Genomic DNA, 18,735 nt, shown 5'->3' with positions numbered 1-18,735 from the left:
GTGGTGTCCCCGCCTCCGGACACCGTGCCGCCCGTCCGGGCCGAGCCGGCCACCGCCAGGCGGGACCGTGCCCGACGACGACACCCGCGGGGTGCGGGCCCACGGGGGTGGGTCCCTGTCCGTCACGGCCTCATCGCCGCTACGACCCCACCGTCTCCAGCCGTACCGCGCACGTCTTGAACTCCGGCATGCGGGACGTCGGGTCGAGGGCCGGGTTGGTGAGGGTGTTGGCGCGGCCCTCGCCGTACCAGTGGAAGGGCATGAAGACGGTGTCCGGGCGGATCGCGGTGGTGATGCGGGCCGGGGCCACGGCCCGGCCGCGCCGGGAGACCACGGCCACCGGGTCGCCCTCGGCCGCGCCCAGCCGCTCCGCGAGACGCGGGTGCAGTTCGACGAAGGGGCCGGGCGCGGCGGCGTTGAGCTCGTCCACGCGGCGGGTCTGGGCGCCGGACTGGTACTGCGCCACCACCCGCCCGGTCGTCAGCAGCACCGGGTACTCGGCGTCGGGCTCCTCGGCGGCCGCCCGGTGCGAGACGGGCACGAACCGGGCCCGGCCGTCCGGGGTGGCGAACCGGTCGAGGAAGAGCCGCGGGGTGCCGGGGTGCGCCTCGGGGCTCCCGGTCCCCTGGGCATCCGGTGCCGGGCAGGGCCAGAACACCCCGTTCTCCTCGGCCAGCCGCCGGTAGGTGATCCCGGAGTAGTCCGCCGCCCCGCCCGCACTCGCGCGCCGCAGCTCCTCGAAGACCTCCTCGGGGTCGGTCGGGAAGCCCTTCTCCACACCGAGCCGGTCGGCCAGCTCGCGCATGACCTCCAGGTCGCTGCGCACACCCTCCGGAGGGGTGATCGCCCGCTGCCGCAGCAGCACGCGGCCCTCCAGGTTGGTCGTCGTGCCGGTCTCCTCCGCCCACTGCGTCACCGGCAGTACGACGTCCGCGAGCGCCGCCGTCTCCGACAGCACGACGTCACACACGGCAAGGAAGCCGAGGGACTTGATCCGCTCCTCGATGTGCGCGGCGTGCGGCGCCGACACCACCGGGTTGGATCCCATCAGCAGCAGGGACTTGATGTCCGAACCGAGGGCGTCCAGGAGTTCGTAGGCACTGCGTCCCGGGCCGGGCAGGCTGTCCGGGTCCACGCCCCACACCTCGGCCACGTGCCGCCGGGCCGCCGGGTCGTCCAGCTTGCGGTAGCCGGGCAACTGGTCGGCCTTCTGGCCGTGTTCGCGCCCGCCCTGTCCGTTGCCCTGCCCGGTCAGGCAGCCGTACCCGGACAGCGGACGCCCCGCGCGGCCGGTCGCCAGGCACAGGTTGATCCAGGCGCCCACGGTGTCGGTGCCCTTGGACTGCTGCTCGGGCCCGCGCGCGGTCAGCACCATCGCGGACTCCGGCTCGCAGAACATCCGTACCGTCTGACGGAGTTCGGGCACGGACACGCCCGTGATCCGCTCGACGTACTCCGGCCAGTGGGCCATCGCCGCCGCCCGGGCCTCCTCCCACCCGGCCGTGCGCTCACGGACGTACTCCTCGTCCACGCGGCCCTCGGCGACGACCAGGTGCAGCAGGCCGAGCGCGAGCGCGAGGTCGGTGCCCGGGCGGGGCGCCAGGTGCAGGTCGGCCTGTTCGGCCGTCTTGGTGCGGCGTGGGTCGATGACGATCAGGGTGCCGCCGTTCTCGCGCAGTTCGGTGAAGAACCGCAGCGACGGCGGCATGGTCTCCGCGAGGTTGGAGCCGACCAGGATCACGCATCCCGTCCGCGGGATGTCCTCCAGCGGGAAGGGCAGCCCCCGGTCCAGGCCGAAGGCCTTGATGCCCCCGGCCGCCGCGGACGACATGCAGAACCGTCCGTTGTAGTCGATCTGCGAGGTGCCGAGCACGACCCGGGCGAACTTGCCGAGTGTGTACGCCTTCTCGTTCGTCAGGCCGCCCCCGCCGAAGACCCCGCACGCGTCCGGGCCGTGCTCCGCGCGCGTGCGGGACAGTTCCGAGGCGATCCGGTCGAGTGCCTCGTCCCAGGAGGCGGGCACGAGCGTGCCCCCGGAGCGCACCAACGGGGAGGTGAGGCGCACCCGGGACGAGAGCACCGCCGGCGCCGTACGGCCCTTGCCGCACAGCGCGCCCCGGTTCACCGGGAAGTCCGCGCGCTCGCTCACCTCGACGGTCCCGCCTTCGACGGGCGTCAGATTCATCCCGCACTGCAAGGCGCAGTACGGGCAGTGCGTGGGCGTCGCGGAGTTCGGCATGCCTCTCAGCGTGCTTCGGCCGTGTTACGCCGACGGGGGCTGCCTGTTACGCGCCCGCTGCGGGGACCTCCCGGCGGCCGGCCGGCCACCGTGAGGCGCACGGCTGCCCACCGCTGAGTCGCCGCCGGGTGCGAGGGAAGGTGCCCTTGGGGCGAAAGACGCCACATGTGGCTCATTCCGTTGTGTGGTTGGCCGATCACGCCTTGTTGAGAGTCGAACCACCGGGACTACAGTCGAGCCGACATCCAGTACGGCACGACCGCCGCACACTCCGCACGGCGTTCGGTATACCGGGCATGCCCGCCGCTCGTCCCGGCAGCCACCCGTGCGGCCGCGCCCCCTGTGGCAACCCCGTCCCTCGGAACAGCCGGCCAGGAGGTCCCCCAGCCATGCCCCTGCGCGACCTGAGCCCCCACGACCAGCGCCTCTTCCGCCAGTACGGCCACGGCCCCGCCGTCCGCCTCCCCGACCCCCTCGTCCACCACGCCGTGGAACGGCACGCCATCGAGGCCCCCTACACCGTCGCCGCCGAACACCTGGGCGCGACCATCACCTACGGCGAGCTCAACCGGTACGCCGACGCCCTCGCCGTCCGCCTGGCCAGGGAGGGCGTCCGTCCCGGCGACCACGTCGGCCTCTTCGTGCACCGTTCGATCCCGATGCTCGTCGGGCTGCTCGGCATCCTGAAGTCCGGTGCCGCGTACGTCCCGCAGGACATCGGCCTGGCCCCCAGGGCCCGGCTCGCCCACGTGGTCCGCGCGGCCGGCACCCGGGTCGTCCTCACCGTCGAGCAACACGCCCACCGGGTGCCGCTGCCCGCGGGGCACCGCCTGATCGCCCTCGACGGCCCCCTGCCTCCCGCCCCGCGTCGCGGCACCCCGCGCCCGGGGGTGAGCCCGGACGACGGCTGCCACATCCTCTTCGGCTCCGGCTCCGGCACCGCCGGCCGCCCGTACGGCACCAAGGTCACCCACCGCAACATCGCCGGCCTGCTGCTCACCGGCCCCGGCGGCCTCGGCGTCCGCACCGGCGACCGCGTCGCCCAGCTCCTCGGCCTCGCCTCCGCCACGGCCGCCTGGGAGATCCTCGGCTGCCTCGCCCACGGCGGCACCCTCGTCATCCGCGGCGAGGACACCGCGGCGACGGCCCGCACGGCCGACGTGATCGTCGCCACCCCGGCCGTCCTGTCCGGCCTCGACCCCGCGGCCTGTCCCCGCCTGCGCAGGGTCGCCGTCGTCGCGGACACCAAGGAGCCCTGCCCGCGCCCGCTCGCCGACCGCTGGGCCCGACGCGCCGACCTCCTCCACTGCTGGGGCCCGGCCGGGACACCGGTCGCCGCCACCCCGTACCGCCACGACCCGGCCGCACCCCTGCTCACCCTGGGCCGCCCGACCCCCAACAACACGGTGTACGTCCTCGGCCCCGGCCGCCGTCCCCTCCCCATCGGCGAGACCGGCGAACTGTGGACCGGCGGCGACTGCGTCCCGGCGGACCACCTCACCCACGACGACTTCGGCCACCTGGGCGACCCCGACCCCGAGCGCTGCGCTCCCGACCCCTTCCTCGGCGGCGGCCGCCGGATGGCCCGCACCCGAGCCCTGGGCCGCTGGACCCCCGACGGCGAACTCGAACACCTCGGCCACATCGGCACACCCGCACTGTCGGCCCACGCCCGGCAGGGTGCCCTCCACCTCACGGGGAGCTAGCGAGCGCCCGGGTCACCCCCGGCTCCTTCGGGCCGAGGAACCGGGGGTCCGGCTCGAACAGGGCGTCCAGCGCGGCCTTCCCCGCCGCGAGGATCTCCCGGGCCCCGCCGTAGTACCAGGTGGCGTCGTGCCGGGCGTCGACGCCGACGCCGTACGACGACACCCCCGCCTCCTGGCAGAGCGCGACCGCACGCCGGATGTGGAACCCCTGGCTGATCAGGACGGCCCTGTCGACGCCGAAGATCTTCTTCGCGCGGACGCAGGAGTCCCAGGTGTCGAAGCCCGCGTAGTCGCTGACGATCCGCCGGTCCGGCACACCGTGCCGGGTCAGATAGGTCCGCATGGCGTCCGGCTCGTCGTAGTCCCTGCGGCTGTTGTCCCCGGTGACGAGCACGACCTCGATCCGCCCCTCCCGGTACAGCTTCGCGGCCGCGTCCAGCCGGTGGGCGAGATACGGCGACGGCTCACCGGCCCACAGCCCGGCACCGAAGACCACCGCGACCTCGGTGCGCGGCACGTCCTGGGCCGTCCGCAGCCGGTCACCGGTCACGACGTACATCCAGGTCGCCGGCAGCAGGGCGAGCACGCACCCCGCCATCACGGCCTGCACCAGCCGTCGTCGCCCCGCGCGCGTGCGGGGCAGACGGGGTCTGGGCGGCTTCGGCAGTCGCATCGGACGGTCCTCCCCGGTCGGTCGTCTCGACAGCCAGAGACGTCCTGTAAGGCCCCGCGGTTCACCGCCGGCAGCGTGACCAGCTTCACTTCCGCCGACGAAACCGCAGGTCACTCCACCTCACAGACCCCCTGCACCCCACCGTGAACCCTCGGAAAACACCCGTCATTCCTGTGCAATGGGGAGGCAACCTGCCACCGTCACCATCAGTGCATGACGGCGACGAGTAGGACGAGCAAGTCGGAAGCTCTTCGCGACCACCTCGACAGTACGGCGCACATCATGAACCGGATCAGCAGCCAGCTCGCCTCCCAGCTCAGCCTCGTCTCGCTCGACGGCACGCGGCGCGCCGAACAGCCCGCGCTCGTCGTCGTGGCGCACGGCAGCCGGGACCCGCGCACCCTGAGCACGGTCCACCAGCTCCTGGACCGCGTCCGCGAGCAGCGCCCCGGCCTGCCGGTGCACCTGGGGCACATCGAGCTCAACCAGCCCCTGCTCCCGGACACGCTGGCGTCCCTGGGCGACGCGGAGGCCGTCCTCGTCCCCCTGCTGCTGAGCCGCGGCTACCACGTCAAGCGCGACATCCCCGAGATGGCCGCCGCCGCCCCGGCCCGTACCCGCGTGGCGGCGCCGCTGGGCCCCCACCCCTTGCTGGTGGAGACCCTGTACGCCCGTCTCGTCGAGGCCGGCTGGCGCACCCGCATGGACGAGGAGACCCGCCGCACCAGCGCGGTCGTCCTCGCCGCGGCCGGCTCCCGCGACCCCGACGCGGCCGTCGACACCCGCCGCACCGCCCACCTCCTCGCCGCCCGCCTGGGCGTCCCGGTCGTCCCCGCCTTCGCCTCCGCGGCGACACCCACCGTGGACACGGCGGTACGCGCCCTGGCCGCCCGCGGCCGCCACCGGGTGGCGGTGGCGTCGTACTTCACGGCCCCCGGCCTGTTCGCGACCCAGTGCGCGCAGAAGGCCCCGTGGATCGCCTCGGCCCCCCTCGGCACCCACCCCGCGATGGCCGACCTCCTCCTGCACCGCTACGACCAGGCGATGGCCGCACAGGTGACAACGGCCGCGTAGGGCCTGTCCGGCGGATCATGTCGCGGTCGCGGGGCTCTGGCACGCCCTCCCCCACTGCCTTAAAGGCGTGGGGGACCCCCAGCGGCGTTGTCGTCGGTTGCCGACTCCCTCACGCTCGAACAACCTCGCGCGGGGGGACCCCCATCGAGCCCCGCTCACCGGCGCTGATCAGGCGCCGTTACGTGCATGCGACCTGATCCGCCGGACAGACCCCAGGCCCGGTCGTCGCGGAGCGCCCCGCCCGCCCCCGCCACTCGACACATCTCGGCAGCCGTACAGGCGAATTGTCAGTCCCTGCCCTTACTGTCGAGACATGCCGTACGACCTGTCCTCAACCGAACGCTGGGCCCCGGAGCCGGACAAGCGCCCCGGCCGCACCGCCTTCCAACGCGACCGCGCCCGCGTCCTGCACTCGGCCGCGCTCAGAAGGCTCGCCGGAAAGACGCAGGTCGTCACACCGGGCGAGCGCAGCGCCTCGGCCTGGGACGCGAGCCCCCGCACCCGTCTGACCCACTCCCTGGAATGCGCCCAGGTGGGCCGAGAGTTGGGGGCGGCCCTGGGGTGCGACCCGGACCTGGTGGAGGCCGCCTGCCTCTCCCACGACCTCGGGCACCCGCCCTTCGGTCACAACGGCGAACAGGCGCTCAACGAATTCGCCGAGGACTGCGGCGGCTTCGAGGGCAACGCCCAGTCCCTCAGACTCCTCACCCGCATCGAACCCAAACGCTTCACCCCGGAGGGCTCGGTCGGCCTCAACCTCACCAGGGCCGCCCTCGACGCCGCCACCAAGTACCCCTGGCCGCGCGGCGCGCACCCCACGGACCCCGGCTCCCCCAAGTTCGGGGTCTACGAGGACGACCGGCCCGTCTTCGACTGGGTCCGCAAGGACGCCCCGGGCAGCCGCATCACCTTCGAGGCCCAGGTCATGGACTGGTCCGACGACGTGGCGTACTCCGTGCACGACGTCGAGGACGGACTGCACGCCGGTCACATCGACCCGGGCTGCCTGCACGCCGAACCGGAACGCCAGGCGGTCTTCGCCGTCGCCCTCGGCCGCTACGTGCCGGCGGACACCGACCCCGCGGAACTGGCGCTGGCCCTCGACCGGCTCCAGGACCAGCCCTGGTGGCCGCACGGCTACGACGGCTCGGCCGTCGCCCAGGCCCGCCTGAAGGACGCCACCAGCCAGCTCATCGGCCGCTTCTGCCTCGCCGCCGAGGCCGCCACCCGCGCCGCGTACGGCACCGGGCGGCTGACGAGATACGACGCCGAACTCGTCGTACCCCATCAGACACGGCTGGAGTGCGCGGTCCTCAAGGCCGTCGCCGACCGGTACGTCATGCAGCGCGCCGAGCAGGAGCTGCTCCGCGCCGACCAGCGGATCGTGGTCGCCGAACTCGCCGAGGCGCTCACCGCGCGCGCCCCGGACGGCCTGGACCCGCAGTTCCGCGCGCTCTTCGACCGGGCGGCGGACGACCGGGCGCGCAAGCGGGTGATCGTCGACCAGATCGCCTCCCTCACCGACGCGTCCGCCCGTTCGCTTCACGCACGCTTGACGGGGAAGGCGTGAGGCGGAGGAGGCCCCGGTGACATGAATCGTGTCCGAATGTGACCCTCCGTGGCCTGATCGGGCCACTCCCTCTTCCCCCATCACGCTCCGTGCGGGACGCTCCCATGGGGCGGCACCCGCAGTGTTCTCCGGGGTGACACCCCCCGGACCCCTGGCAGGAGGCATCAAGTGGTCGACGCTGATCAGACGTTCGTCATTGTCGGAGGCGGTCTCGCCGGCGCGAAGGCGGCCGAGACGCTCCGAGCGGAGGGCTTCACCGGCCGCGTGATACTGATCTGCGACGAGCGCGATCACCCCTACGAGCGCCCGCCCCTGTCCAAGGGCTACCTCCTGGGCAAGGAGGAGCGCGACAGCGTCTTCGTCCACGAACCCGCCTGGTACGCGCGCAACGACATCGAACTCCACCTCGGCGCGACCGTCGACGCCGTCGACCGTACGGCGAAGACGGTCCGCTTCGGCGAGGACGGCACCCTCGTCCGCTACGACAAGCTGCTGCTGGCCACCGGCGCCGAGCCCCGCCGCCTGGACATCCCCGGCACGGACCTCGCGGGCGTGCACCATCTGCGCCGCCTCGCCCACGCCGAACGCCTCAAGGGCGTCCTGGCCGCCCTGGGCAGGGACAACGGCCACCTCGTGATCGCGGGCGCCGGCTGGATCGGCCTGGAAGTCGCGGCTGCGGCCCGTGAGTACGGCGCCGAGGTCACCGTCGTCGAGCCGCTGCCGACCCCGCTGCACTCGGTGCTCGGCCCCGAACTGGGCGGCCTCTTCGCCGAGTTGCACCGCGACCGCGGTGTCCGCTTCCACTTCGGCGCGCGGCTGACCGAGATCGTCGGCCAGGACGGCATGGTCCTGGCCGCCCGCACCGACGACGGCGAGGAGCACCCGGCGCACGACGTCCTCGCGGCGGTCGGCGCGGCCCCCCGCATCGCGCTCGCGGAGGCGGCGGGCCTGGAGATCGCCGACCGGGCGCACGGCGGCGGACTCGTCGTCGACGAACGGCTGCGCACCTCCGACCCCGACATCTACGCGGCCGGTGACGTGGCCTCCTTCCACCACGCCCTCTTCGACGCCCGGCTGCGCGTCGAGCACTGGGCCAACGCCCTCAACGGCGGCCCGGCCGCGGCGCGCGCGATGCTCGGCCGGGACGTCACCTACGACCGCGTGCCCTATTTCTTCTCCGACCAGTACGACATGGGCATGGAGTACTCGGGCTGGGCGCCCCCGGGCAGCTACGACGAAGTGGTGATCCGGGGAGACGCGGGCAAGCGGGAGTTCATCGCGTTCTGGGTGAAGGAGAACCGGGTGCTGGCCGGGATGAACGTGAACGTGTGGGACGTCACAGAGCCCATCCAACGACTGATTCGCACCAAGGCCCCTGTGGACACCGAGGCCCTTGCGGACCCGCACGTTCCGCTGGACAGCCTGGGCTCCTGACCCGACGGCGGCACTCCACTGTCACACCACCCCCGTAGAATTCACGCGTGGCAGGACGGATCAACGACGAGGACGTGAAGGCGGTACGGGACGCGGTCCCGATCGACGCCGTGGTGTCCGAGTACCTCCAGCTGCGCAACGCGGGCGGCGGCAACCTCAAGGGACTGTGCCCGTTCCACGACGAGAAGTCGCCGTCCTTCCAGGTCAGCCCGAGCAAGGGACTCTTCCACTGCTTCGGCTGCCAGGAGGGCGGCGACACCATCACGTTCGTGATGAAGGTCGACCACCTCTCCTTCTCCGAGGTGGTCGAGCGCCTGGCCGCCCAGGCCGGCATCACCCTGCGCTACGAGGAGGGCGGCTACAACCCCTCCCACCAGCGTGGCGAGCGCATCCGGCTGGTCGAGGCGCACAAGATCGCCGCCGACTGGTACATGGAACAGCTGGCCATGAGCCCGGAGGCCGACACCGGCCGCCAGTTCCTCGCCGAGCGCGGCTTCGACCAGGGCGCCGCCCAGCACTTCTCCGTCGGCTACAGCCCCCAGGGCTGGGACCACCTGACCCGCTACCTCCGCGGCAAGGGCTTCACCGACAAGGAACTGCTGCTCTCCGGTCTCTCCCAGGAGGGCCGCCGCGGCCCCATCGACCGCTTCCGCGGCCGGCTGATGTGGCCCATCCGCGACATCGGCGGCGAGGTCGTCGGCTTCGGCGCCCGCAAGCTCTACGAGGCGGACAACGGCCCCAAGTACCTCAACACGCCCGAGACCGCGATCTACAAGAAGTCGCAGGTCCTCTACGGCATCGACCTCGCGAAGAAGGACATCGCCAAGGCGAGCCGCGCGGTCGTGGTCGAGGGCTACACCGACGTCATGGCCTGCCATCTGGCCGGAGTCACCACCGCCATCGCCACCTGCGGCACGGCCTTCGGCGGCGACCACATCAAGATCCTCCGCCGGCTCCTGATGGACAACGGCTCGGCCCGCGTGATCTTCACCTTCGACGGCGACGCGGCCGGTCAGAAGGCCGCCCTGCGCGCCTTCGAGGACGACCAGAAGTTCGCCGCCGAGACGTACATCGCCATCGCCCCCGACGGCATGGACCCCTGTGACCTGCGCCTGAACAAGGGCGACGAGGCGGTCGCCGACCTGGTCGAACCCCGCACCCCGCTCTTCGAGTTCGCCCTCCGCCAGATCGTCGTCCGCTACGACCTGGACACCCCGGCCGGCCGGGCGGCCGCGCTGGACGAGGCCGCCCCCATCGTCGCCCGCATCAAGAACTCCGGCGCCCAGCACGAGGTGGCCGTGCAGCTCGCCGGCATGCTCGGCATCCTCGACACCCAGTTCGTGGTCAAGCGCGTGGCCCAGCTGGCCCGTTGGGCCCGCGACCGCGGCGGCAAGGGCCCGGCTCCGGCCCACCGCGGCGGCCCGCAGTACGACGCCGCCCCCCGCCAGGCCGCCTCCGGCCCCGCGCTCACCCTCCGCAACCCCGTCTACGCCACCGAACGCGAGCTGCTGAAACTCGCCCTCCAGCGCCCCGAACTGGTCGCCCCGGCCTTCGACGCCTACGGCATCGACGAGTTCACCGCCGCGCCCTACGCCGCGGTCCGCCAGGCCGTCATGGAGGCCGGAGGCGTCGAGTACGGCGTCCAGGACCCCCAGGACTACCTCGTCCGCGTCCGCGAGGCCGCCCCCGACGACACCGTCCGCGCCATGGTCACCGAACTCGCCGTCGAGGCGATCATGCGCCGCACCGTCGACGAGAACTACGCCGGCGAGCAACTCGTCTGGGTCCGCCGCCGGGCCGTCGACCGCCGCATCCAGGAAGTCCAGGGCACCCTCATCCGCCTCGGCTCCGGCGGCGACCCGGCCCACCTGGCCGCCGTCCAGAACGAACTGTGGACCCTCCAGCAGTACGGCCAGGCCCTGCGCGAGCACGGCGCCGCCGCCCTCTGACACCTCCGGGAAGGCCGGCGCCACCGGATCCCGACTTCTCGTGCCCGGGTGGATTCCTCCGCGCCCTACCGGGGACCCGAGAGGTGAGAGCCCGCGGCCGAAGACACGACCAGGCCGGCCGCGGTCGCCGCACAGCAGACCAGAGCCGGGACACCATCCGGTTTTCCGTGACGGTAACCACGTGGTCACGGACCGGACTCAAAAAGTCACCGCACGCCCCTCGTGGCGGTGATGTGTCGTACTCCACACTGGGTTCCGGTGCCTGAGTCCTCGGAGCGCGGCCGATCCGTCCCCAGCGGATCCCACACCCCCGCGGTTCCGCTCATCGCGTACGGGACGGACAGCGGCGAGGCCGCCGACTCCGCCCCCGAAGCAGCGCTGCCGCACACCTCAGCAGCGATCATCCTGGAGGTCGCCCCCGTGCAGACCCAGACCCTGACACAGACCGACAGCAGGACCGCCGCCGGCGCGGACAGCACAGAGCCGGACGCCGAGACCGACGTGCTGGTCGCGGTACCCCCGCAGAACCGTGTCGCGCACCATCCGGAAGCGGAGCCGGAGGCTTCGCCCGAACCGGCCGAGCCGCCCGCCGAGGTGATGGAGACCGAGGCGCCCGAACCTGTGGAACCCGTGCGCGCCCGCCCCGACACCAGCGGCCCGTCCTCGGACCTGTTCCGCCAGTACCTGCGGGAGATCGGCCGCATCCCGCTGCTCACCGCGGCCGAGGAGGTCGAACTCGCCCGCCGGGTCGAGGCCGGGCTCTTCGCCGAGGAGAAGCTGAGCAACACGCCCGACCTGGACAGCCAGTTGGCCCTCGACCTCGACCGGCTGGTCGTGATGGGCCGCATGGCCAAGCGCCGTCTCATCGAGGCCAACCTGCGGCTCGTGGTCTCCGTCGCCAAACGGTACGTCGGCCGCGGACTGACCATGCTCGACCTTGTCCAGGAAGGCAACCTCGGCCTGATCAGGGCCGTGGAGAAGTTCGACTACGCCCGCGGCTACAAGTTCTCGACCTACGCCACCTGGTGGATCCGCCAGGCCATGTCCCGGGCCCTCGCCGACCAGGCCCGGACCATCCGGGTCCCGGTCCACGTCGTCGAGTTGATCAACCGAGTGGTGCGGGTGCAGCGCCGGATGCTCCAGGAACGCGGGTACGAACCCACGCCCGACGAGGTCGCCGCCCACCTCGACCTCACGCCGGAACGCGTGAGTGAGGTCCTGCGGCTGGCCCAGGAGCCGGTGTCCCTGCACGCCCCGGTGGGCGAGGAGGACGACGTGGCACTCGGCGACCTCATCGAGGACGGCGACGCGACGTCTCCGGTGGAGTCGGCGGCGTTCCTGCTGCTCAGGGAGCACCTGGAGGCGGTGCTGTCGACCCTGGGGGAGCGGGAGCGGAAGGTCGTCCAACTGCGCTACGGGCTGGCCGACGGCCGCCCGCGCACGCTGGAGGAGATCGGCCGGATCTTCGGGGTGACGCGGGAGCGGATAAGGCAGATCGAGTCCAAGACGCTGAACAAGCTGCGGGACCATGCCTTTGCGGATCAGCTGAGGGGCTATCTGGACTGACGCCGGGTGCGGGTCCGGTGGGGGCTGGTCGCGCAGTTCCCCGCGCCCCTGAAAGACGGCCACTGGACCAGCCTCCGGGGGCGCGGGGAACGGCGCGACCAGCCACGACGGCGCCGCACCCGCCAGACCACCTCACCCCGCCACGCGCCCCCGCCGCGCGCCTCAGTCCACCTCCGCCACCGCCTGGGCGAACTGCGCCTGGTACAGCCGTGCGTACGCCCCGTTCGCCGCCAACAGGTCCGTGTGTGTGCCCTGTTCCACGATCGACCCGTTCTCCATCACCAGGATCGTGTCCGCGTCCCGGATCGTCGAGAGCCGGTGGGCGATCACGAACGACGTGCGTCCGTGCGCGAGTTTGGCCATCGCCTTCTGGATCAACACCTCCGTACGGGTGTCCACGGACGACGTCGCCTCGTCCAGGACGAGGATCACCGGGTCGGACAGGAACGCCCTCGCGATGGTGATGAGCTGCTTCTCGCCCGCGCTGACCCCGCTGCCCTCGTCGTCGATGACGGTGTCGTAGCCGTCGGGCAGGGTGCGGATGAACCGGTCGGCGTGGGCGGCCCGCGCGGCCTCCTCGATCTCGCCGTGGGTGACGTCCCGGGAGGCGCCGTAGGCGATGTTCTCCGCGATGGTGCCGCCGAACAGCCAGGTGTCCTGGAGGACCATGCCGATCCCGGAGCGCAGCTCGTCCCGGGACATCTTCGCGACGTCGACGCCGTCGAGGGTGATCCGCCCGCCGGAGACGTCGTAGAACCGCATCAGAAGGTTCACCAGCGTCGTCTTGCCGGCTCCCGTCGGGCCGACGATCGCGACCGTGTGCCCCGGCTCCACCGTCAGGGAGAGGTCCTCGATGAGCGGCTTGTCGGGGTCGTAGCGGAAGGACACGTGCTCCAGCGCCACCCGCCCGCGCAGTTCCTCGGGCCGCACGCCCGGCACCGGGTCCGCCTGCTGCTCCTCCGCGTCCAGGAGCTCGAAGATCCGCTCGGCGGAGGCGACACCCGACTGCACGAGGTTCGCCATGGAGGCGACCTGGGTCAGCGGCATCGAGAACTGCCGGGAGTACTGGATGAAGGCCTGCACGTCACCGATCGACAACGACCCCGACGCGACCCTGAGGCCACCCACGACCGCCACCAGCACGTAGTTGATGTTCGACACGAACATCATCAGCGGCTGCATCACACCGCTGTTGAACTGCGCCTTGAAGCCCGCCTCGTACAGCGCCTCGTTCTGCTCGGCGAACTGCGCGGCCGACTCCTCCTGGCGGCCGAACACCTTCACCAGGGTGTGGCCGGTGTACATCTCCTCGATGTGGGCGTTGAGCTTCCCGGTCGAGCGCCACTGCTGCACGAAGTGCGGCTGGGACCGCTTGCCGACCCGGGTGGCGACGACCGCCGACAGCGGCACGGTGACCAGCGCGACCAGGGCGAGCAGCCAGGACACCCAGAACATCACCGCGAGCACGCCGATGATCGTCAGCAGGGAGTTGATGAGCTGGCCCAGCGACTGCTGGAGGGTCTGGCCGATGTTGTCGATGTCGTTGGTGGCCCGGGAGAGCACCTCGCCGCGCTGGCGCTTGTCGAAGTACGACAGCGGCAGCCGCGACAGCTTCGTCTGCACGTCCTCCCGCATCCGGAACATCGTGCGGTTGACGGCCCTGTTGACCAGCCGCGTCGCCACCGCCATCAGCAGCCCGGCGACGAGGAACACCCCGAGCGCGAACAGCAGGACATGTCCTACGGCGGTGAAGTCGATGCCCTGGCCGGGCGTGAAGTCGGTGCTCCTGAGCATGTCGGCGACGGAGTCGTCGCCGCGCTCCCGCATCGCGTCGAGGACCTGCTCCTTGGAGTCGCCCGCCGGCATCTGCCGTCCGATGATGCCCGCGAAGACCAGGTCGGTGGCCTCGCCGAGGATCTTCGGCCCGATCACGTTCAGGCCGACGCTCAGCACCACGCAGACCAGCATCGCGTAGAGGGTGAACCGCTCCGGCCGGAAGTGGGTGAGCAGCCGCCTGCCGGACACCTTGAAGTCCAGCGAGCGGTTCTCGGGGCCGGTGCCGGCCATCATGCGCCCCATGGGCCCGGCCATCAGGCGGCCTCCGCTTCCGTGAGCTGGGAGAGCACGATCTCCCGGTAGGTCTCGTTGTCCGCCATCAGTTCGCGGTGGCTGCCGGTGCCGACGACCCGGCCCTCGTCGAGGACGACGATCCGGTCGGCGTCCCGGATGGTGGCCACCCGCTGGGCGACGATCACGACGGTCGCCTCGGCGGTCTCCGCGGCCAGCGCCGCCCTGAGAGCCGCGTCGGTCGCGTAGTCCAGGGCCGAGAAGGAGTCGTCGAAGAGGTAGATCTCCGGGCGCTGCACGAGCGTCCGGGCGATCGCGAGCCGCTGCCGCTGACCACCGGAGACGTTGGTGCCGCCCTGCGCGATGGGCGAGTCGAGGCCGTTCTCCAGCCCGCTGACGAAGCCCTTGGCCTGCGCCACCTCCAGCGCCTGCCACAGCTCCTCGTCGGTGGCGTCGGGATTGCCGTAGCGCAGATTGGTCGCCACCGTGCCCGCGAACAGGTACGGCTTCTGCGGTACGAGCCCGACGGTCCGCGCCAGCAGCTCGGGATCGACGTCCGCCACCGGCACCCCGTCGACGAGGACCTCGCCGTCGGTCGCGTCGAACAGCCGGGGCACCAGCCCGAGGAGGGTGGACTTGCCGCTGCCGGTCGAGCCGATCACGGCGGTCACCTCACCGGGACGGGCCACCAGGTCGATCGTCTTGAGCACCGGCTCCTCGGCACCGGGATAGCAGAACCCGGCCCCGCGGATCTCCAGATGCCCGTGCCGTCGCAGCCGGGTGACGGGAGCCACCGGCGGGACCACGCTGGAGGAGGTGTCGAGGACCTCCTGGATGCGCTCGGCGCACACCTCCGCGCGCGGCACCATCATGAACATGAAGGTGGCCATCATCACGGACATGACGATCTGCATCAGATAGGCGAGGAACGCGGTCAGGTCACCGATCTGCATCCCGCCGCTGTCGATCCGGTGGGCGCCGAACCACACCACCGCGATCGACGACAGGTTCACCACCGTCATCACGATCGGGAACATCAGCGCGAGCAGGTTGCCGGTCTTCAGCGCGACATCGGTGAGGTCGGTGTTCGACGTCCGGAAGCGCTCCTCCTCGTAGCCGTCCCGCACGAAGGCGCGGATCACCCGGTTGCCGGTGATCTGCTCGCGCAGCACCCGGTTCACGGTGTCCAGCTTCACCTGCATGGACCGGAACAGCGGACGCAGCCGCCGTACGATCAACGTCACGCAGATGCCCAGTGTCGGCACCACGGCCACCAGCACCGCGGACAGCGGTACGTCCAGGCCGAGCGCCAGCACGATGCCGCCCACGCACATGATGGGCGCCGACACCAAGAGCGTGAACGTCATCAGGGCCAGCATCTGGACCTGCTGCACGTCATTGGTCGTACGGGTGATCAGCGAGGGCGCGCCGAACTGGCCCACCTCGCGCGCCGAGAAGGACTGCACCCGGTCGAAGACCGCCGCCCGCAGATCCCGGCCGACCGCCGACGCGGTCCGCGCGCCGTAGTACACGGCACCGATGTTGCAGACGACCTGCACCAGCGAGATGCCGATCATCAGGGCGCCGTAGCCGAGGATGTAGCCGGTGTCCCCGTTCACGACGCCCTGGTCGATGATGTCCGCGTTGAGCGTGGGCAGATACAGCGTGGCGCAGGTCTGGAGGAGCTGGAGCAGCACCAGGAGCCAGATGGGTTTCTTGTAGGGCCTGAGACAGGTCCGCAGAAGTCGTATGAGCACGCTACGTCTCTCGGAGTCGGCGACAGGGCGACTGGTTGCCCCTGGCCCCTATCGTCGGACACTCCACCCGCGTTACCTCAACCGATTAAGCCGAGAGCAGTGCTTCGTACGGCCTTACGGGTCCTTCTGGGCGCGGACTCCTACCGGTGTCTTACATTCCGCTTCGCGCTCTACACCCGGAACGCCCCGGGATGGGTCTGCTCCCGGACCGACACGTACTGCTGGCGCACCGCCTGCCCCACCGCCAGTTCCTCGCCCGGCTCCAGGACCTGCGCCGCCGCGCCCTGCCAGGCCGGCGGGGTGCGCGGGTCGAGCATGCCCTGCGAGACACCGAGCGCCCAGGCGGCCTGCCGGGCGGCACCGATCGCCGCGTAGTCCGCCGGCTGCGGTACGACGACCTGCGTCCCGAACAGCGCGGGCGCCGCGGCCTGCACGGCGGGCAGCTCGGCGGCCGCCCCCAGCAGGAAGATCCGCCGCACCTCCACACCTCGGCCGCGCAGCACGTCGAGCGCGTCCGCGAGCCCGCACAGCATGCCCTCGAACGCGGCCCGCGCCAGATGCTCCGGCTTCATCGACTCCCGCCTGAGCCCGACGAGCGAGCCCGCGGTGTGCGGCAGATGGGGCGTCCGCTCACCCTCCAGATACGGCAGCAGCACCAGCCCGTGCGCCCCGGGCGTCGACTTCATCGCCAGATCGGACAGGCCCTCCAGATCGCCGACCCCGAGCATCTCGGCGGCCCCGCGCAGGGTCCGTACGGCGTTCAGCGTCGTGACGACCGGCAGGTGCATGCCGGTCGCGTCCGCCAGCGAGGTGATCATCCCGCTCTGGTCCACCAGCGCCTCGGGATGCACGGCCATCACGGACCCGGAGGCCCCGAGCGAGACCACGGCGTCGCCGAGCCCGATCCCCAGCCCGAACGCGGCGGCCATCGTCTCGCCGGTCCCCGCCGAGATCAGCAGCCCCTCCGGCGTCGTACCGGACGCGTCCGAGGGGCCGATCACCTCGGGCAGCATCGCCTGGCGGCCGAGCGCCAGCTCCACCAGGTCCGGCCGGTAGCCGCCGGTCGCGGCCGACCAGTACCCGGTCCCCGAGGCGCCGCCCCGGTCGGTGGTCCGCCTGATCGGCCGGCCCAGCAGCTGCCACACCAGCCAGTCGTGCGCCTGGAGCAGTACGGCGGTGCGCTGCGCGGCCTCCGGCTCGGTCTTGGCGAGCCAGCGCAGCTTGGTCACCGGCTGCGCGGCCTGCGGAACACACCCCACCGCCTGCGCCCACGCCTCGCGCCCGCCGAGCGCGTCCACCAGATCGGCGGCGGCGACCTGCGCCCGCTTGTCCCCGCCGACCATCGCCGGCCGCACGGTGTTGCCCTGCGCGTCCAGCGGCACGACGGCGTTCTGCTGGGCCGAGACCCCGATCGCCTGCACGCCCTCCAGCAGCCCGCCGCCCGCGGCCTCGCCCAGGGACAGCAGCCAGGCCTGCGGGTCGACGTCGGAAGGACGCGAGCCGCCCTCGGCGCCGTCGATCGGATGCGGTGCGTACCCCTGCCTGAGCACGGCACCCGTGTCCGTGTCGCAGACCACGATGCGAGTGAAATCGGGTGCACTGTCCAACCCGGCGACTATCCCCATGGTCCGAATTCTGCCGTAGCGCTGCGCTTGCTTGGGCGGTGGGCGCCTATGGATGTGGGGTGCGTGGGGTTACGGGGCGGGTGTGGGCCCGGTGGGGGCCGGTCGCGCAGTTCCCCGCGCCCCTTGGTGGGTGTGCGTGAGCCCTGGTTGATATGCACCGTTATGTGTTGCTGGTGCCCCAGTCGTCCTCTGCGGTGCCGTTGGTGTTGCGTTCGCGGAGGTTGCGTACGCGTTGGGTGACGGAGTCCGGGACCCGGTCGCCGACCTTGTCGCTGACGGTCTGGTACGCCTTGCCGGCGAACTGGCGGCCCTGCTGGGCGGCGGACTCGGCGGTGTTGCGGACGGCGGGGTTCTGCGCGACCTGGCGCGCGGACTTCTTCAACTGCTCGTAGCGCTCGCGCCCGGCACGCGTGCCCAGCACGTAACCCAGAGCCAGCCCCATCACGAACGTGAGCTTGTAGCGCATGGCAGCCACCCTTCCCTTGTGTAGGTCTCTGGTACGGCGTCGGTGCCGGGGGGAACCGATTGGCGGAGCACCCCCCTGCTTGCGCTAATGTATGTGTCGCAGCGAGCGCCCGCCCCCTGGCGAATACCCAGGGAGGTACGTTCGATGCAACGAGGCATTCCTCCGTAGCTCAATTGGCAGAGCAGCCGGCTGTTAACCGGCAGGTTACTGGTTCGAGTCCAGTCGGGGGAGCTTCGATCTTCCGTAGCTCAATTGGCAGAGCAGCCGGCTGTTAACCGGCAGGTTACTGGTTCGAGTCCAGTCGGGAGAGCAGGACGAAGGAGGACCCCCGTGGGGGTCCTTTTTCGTGTCCGGCGGAACCGTGCGCGACGGGGCGCAGTCCTCAAGGTCGTGCACGCCGGGCGAAGTCGACCACCCGAAGCAGGAGATCGTATGAGCGGCTATGCTGCGGCAGACGGCGCGCACACTTGTACGCGACACGCCGCTATGGGGCGGTAGCTCAGCCGGTTAGAGCAGCGGACTCATAATCCGCCGGCCGTGGGTTCGAGTCCCACCCGCCCCACTCTTCGCTACGCGAGGAGAAACCTTCTGACCAGGCACTTCCCCGGT

At 71.7% G+C, this 18,735-nt stretch carries 12 protein-coding genes and 3 tRNA genes; 9 read left to right on the top strand and 6 right to left on the bottom strand.

Going from position 1 to position 18,735, the window contains the following annotated elements; genetic code table 11:
• Positions 1–139 precede the first annotated feature (139 nt).
• Positions 140–2,239: a molybdopterin oxidoreductase family protein gene (locus SLINC_RS15015; RefSeq protein ID WP_067432243.1), complete on the bottom strand. Its 2,100-nt coding sequence runs from the start codon at positions 2,237–2,239 to the stop codon at positions 140–142.
• A 389-nt stretch (positions 2,240–2,628) separates the two neighbouring features.
• Between SLINC_RS15015 and SLINC_RS15010 the strand changes: the two genes are divergently transcribed.
• The gene (locus SLINC_RS15010) at positions 2,629–3,945 is read left to right on the top strand and encodes an AMP-binding protein (RefSeq protein ID WP_079164540.1); all 1,317 of its coding nucleotides are present in this window, start codon (positions 2,629–2,631) and stop codon (positions 3,943–3,945) included.
• Here the strand turns inward: SLINC_RS15010 and SLINC_RS15005 are convergent.
• The gene (locus SLINC_RS15005) at positions 3,932–4,618 is read right to left on the bottom strand and encodes a SanA/YdcF family protein (protein ID WP_079164539.1); all 687 of its coding nucleotides are present in this window, start codon (positions 4,616–4,618) and stop codon (positions 3,932–3,934) included. The two genes, SLINC_RS15010 and SLINC_RS15005, sit on opposite strands and share 14 nt — an antisense overlap.
• Before the next feature lie 213 nt (positions 4,619–4,831).
• On the opposite strand from SLINC_RS15005, the gene SLINC_RS15000 reads away from it, so the two are divergent.
• From SLINC_RS15000 to SLINC_RS14980, 5 genes are all read left to right on the top strand, one after another.
• Positions 4,832–5,692, top strand: a complete 861-nt coding sequence (locus SLINC_RS15000; RefSeq protein WP_079164538.1) for a sirohydrochlorin chelatase — start codon at positions 4,832–4,834, stop codon at positions 5,690–5,692.
• A 313-nt stretch (positions 5,693–6,005) separates the two neighbouring features.
• Positions 6,006–7,262, top strand: a complete 1,257-nt coding sequence (locus SLINC_RS14995) for a deoxyguanosinetriphosphate triphosphohydrolase (RefSeq protein ID WP_067432234.1) — start codon at positions 6,006–6,008, stop codon at positions 7,260–7,262.
• Between the two features lie 168 nt (positions 7,263–7,430).
• Positions 7,431–8,696, top strand: coding sequence for an NAD(P)/FAD-dependent oxidoreductase (locus SLINC_RS14990; RefSeq protein ID WP_067432231.1), 1,266 nt, complete (start codon positions 7,431–7,433; stop codon positions 8,694–8,696).
• A gap of 47 nt (positions 8,697–8,743) precedes the next feature.
• Positions 8,744–10,645, top strand: coding sequence for a DNA primase (gene dnaG, locus SLINC_RS14985; protein WP_067432229.1), 1,902 nt, complete (start codon positions 8,744–8,746; stop codon positions 10,643–10,645).
• Between the two features lie 258 nt (positions 10,646–10,903).
• On the top strand, positions 10,904–12,211 hold the full coding sequence (locus tag SLINC_RS14980; protein ID WP_067432227.1) for an RNA polymerase sigma factor: 1,308 nt from the start codon (positions 10,904–10,906) through the stop codon (positions 12,209–12,211).
• A 162-nt stretch (positions 12,212–12,373) separates the two neighbouring features.
• Here the strand turns inward: SLINC_RS14980 and SLINC_RS14975 are convergent, their stop codons facing one another.
• The 4 genes from SLINC_RS14975 to SLINC_RS14960 form a co-directional block, all read right to left on the bottom strand.
• Positions 12,374–14,302 carry an ABC transporter ATP-binding protein gene (locus SLINC_RS14975; protein ID WP_067432224.1) on the bottom strand — a complete coding sequence of 643 codons (1,929 nt, stop codon included), beginning with the start codon at positions 14,300–14,302 and terminating at the stop codon, positions 12,374–12,376.
• Entirely contained in the window at positions 14,302–16,035 is a 1,734-nt protein-coding gene (locus tag SLINC_RS14970; RefSeq protein ID WP_067432221.1) for an ABC transporter ATP-binding protein, read from the bottom strand. Before SLINC_RS14970 ends, SLINC_RS14975 begins: the two co-directional genes overlap by 1 nt.
• Before the next feature lie 170 nt (positions 16,036–16,205).
• A complete protein-coding gene (locus SLINC_RS14965; protein ID WP_067432217.1) occupies positions 16,206–17,660 on the bottom strand; it encodes a xylulokinase in 1,455 nt (484 codons plus the stop codon).
• 160 nt (positions 17,661–17,820) lie between these two features.
• Positions 17,821–18,126 (bottom strand): hypothetical protein, encoded by a 306-nt coding sequence (locus SLINC_RS14960; protein WP_067432214.1) that lies wholly within the window; start codon positions 18,124–18,126, stop codon positions 17,821–17,823.
• 158 nt (positions 18,127–18,284) lie between these two features.
• On the opposite strand from SLINC_RS14960, the gene SLINC_RS14955 reads away from it, so the two are divergent.
• The 3 genes from SLINC_RS14955 to SLINC_RS14945 all read left to right on the top strand — a co-directional run bounded on the left by SLINC_RS14955 (position 18,285) and on the right by SLINC_RS14945 (position 18,688).
• Positions 18,285–18,357 (top strand) — tRNA-Asn (locus tag SLINC_RS14955).
• Positions 18,358–18,363: 6 nt separating this feature from the next.
• Positions 18,364–18,436, top strand: a tRNA-Asn gene (locus SLINC_RS14950).
• 178 nt (positions 18,437–18,614) lie between these two features.
• Positions 18,615–18,688 (top strand) — tRNA-Ile (locus SLINC_RS14945).
• The last annotated feature ends 47 nt before the right edge of the window (positions 18,689–18,735 follow it).

Origin of the sequence: Streptomyces lincolnensis, from assembly GCF_001685355.1 — a bacterium.
GTDB lineage: Bacteria > Actinomycetota > Actinomycetes > Streptomycetales > Streptomycetaceae > Streptomyces > Streptomyces lincolnensis.
The sequence above is the reverse complement of the archived record's forward strand: the minus strand, read 5'-3'. Positions and strand labels throughout refer to the sequence as shown.